The organism is Pseudomonadota bacterium, assembly GCA_022361155.1.
Classification (GTDB): domain Bacteria; phylum Myxococcota_A; class Polyangia; order Polyangiales; family JAKSBK01; genus JAKSBK01.
The window spans coordinates 1-1,905 of sequence record JAKSBK010000029.1; the positions used below are offsets into that span (position 1 = coordinate 1).

Consider the following 1,905-nt stretch of genomic DNA (forward strand, 5'->3'; position numbering starts at 1 on the left):
AATTAATTAAGTTAATTTAAGTTATTATCTTAATAACAGTTAATATAATGCTGGTGGTTGCGGGTCGGATCACCGACTCTCCGAGGCGGAATCCGCAACCGTGCATGAGGGCGGCGGGACGGCGTCGCCATGTCACCGACTGTCACCGCCGGCTCACAATTTGATACCAATCGTTCGTTTTTCCGGCTCACCGGACACGGTACTCTCGGGCTTCGAGATATACGTTCGGCGGGCAGCGTGCGCCGCCGGTCGGACGGGTTCGGCACTGGGGCAAGGAATGCGTGATAAAGATACGATTTATCAGTATTTTAGAATTCACAATGCCTGTGACGACCATCACAGTGGGAGCCGCCCCATGTGGTAGATTCGGCACGGTCCTGGAAATGCGCCCGAAGGCCTAGGAGAACATGGCGAACGACCCCACCGACCTGACCCCCGACGAGGGTTTCGACGAGCGCCTGGAGGATGCGGCGGGCGCGGCGGATGACGTGGCCGGCGACGACGGCACCTCCTGGGCCATCGACGCCGGCATCCGACTGATCGACACCGAGATCGACGTCGACGCCGCCGACCTACTCGACGATGAGGATGAGGACGAGGCGGCCGAGGAGGACGAAGTCCTGCTGGCCCAGGCCGCGGACACCGGGACAGAGGGGCCGCCCGACGCCGGCACCGGGCTGGCCCAAGCCACCGACGAGACCACCGGCCAAGCTACCGGGACGCCGGCCGCCGGGGCGGGAGGCGCCGGCCAGGCGCTGCCGCCGGGTCTCGCGACCGCTCTCGATCCCGACGCCCTGGCGACCCTGCTGGTGGCGCTGTCCCAGGGCCAGGACCTGGACCAGGCCATGGACGCCATGCTGCAGACCAGCCTGGCCAACGCAGCCGATCTCGGCGCTTCGCCGCAGTCCATACAGGAGGCCGTCTCCGCCTTCCGCCAGGCCCTGGTCACCGGCATGTCGCAGGGCCAGTCGCCGGCGGAGGCCGTGGCCAGCGCCGACCAGGTCTTCCAGTCGTCACTCCGGGTCGCCGTCCAGCAGCAGCAGGGGGAAGCGGCCGCCTCGGTCCTCAACGCCCTGGCCTCGGGCGAGAACGTGGACGACGCGCTGCCCGAAGGCGGCGACAACCCGGACAGCGAGGAAGCCTTCCAGCAGGCCCTGGAACAGGCGCTGGCCGACGGAGCCGAGCTCGGCGAGGCCCTGGCCGACGCCGAGGGGGCCAAAGAGTCCGAAGAGGCCGTGCAGCGGGACCTGGCCCAGGCGACGCCCGGGGACTCGCTGATCGCCGCCCTGGCCTCCGGCGGCGAGGCCGCCGGCGAGACCCTGGATCAGCTCGGCGGCGGCGCGGGCCAGGACCCGGAACAGGCGGCCGCCGCCAGCGCCGCCTTCCAGGACGCCCTGGTGCAGGCACTGGAGGGCGGCGAGGGCGCCGGCGACGCCCTGCAGCAGGCCGACCAGGCCGGCCAGGTGGCGCAGGCCACGGCGGCCGAGATCCAGGCCGGCGAACGGAACGCCGACCCGGTGCTGTCGGCACTCGCCTCCGGCGACAACGAGAGCGGCGCCCTCGGTCCCGACACCTCGGGCATGACGCCGGAACAGGCCGCCGCCGCCAACGCCGCCTTCCAGAACGCCCTCAACAACGCCCTCGCGGGCGGCGCCGATCCGGGTGCGGCGACCCAGGCCGCGGGCCGCACCGCCGGCGCCATGGCCACTGCCACGGCCGAGGCGGCGGCCGGCGAGGCCGGCTCGGTGATGGCGGCACTGGCCTCCGGCAACACCGAGGGCGGCGCCCTCGGGCCGGACACCTCCAACATGAGCCCGGCCGAGGCGCAGGCGGCGCAGCAGGCCTTCCAGCAGTCCCTCTCCAACGCGCTGGCCGGCGGCGCCGACCCCGGGGCGGCGACCGCGG

1 protein-coding gene is annotated in these 1,905 nt (G+C 71.1%); it reads left to right on the forward strand.

The window, feature by feature from the left end; translation table 11 throughout:
- Positions 1 to 407 precede the first annotated feature (407 nt).
- A partial coding sequence (locus tag MJD61_00850; protein ID MCG8553828.1) for a hypothetical protein occupies positions 408 to 1,905 on the forward strand: 1,498 nt, incomplete at its 3' end.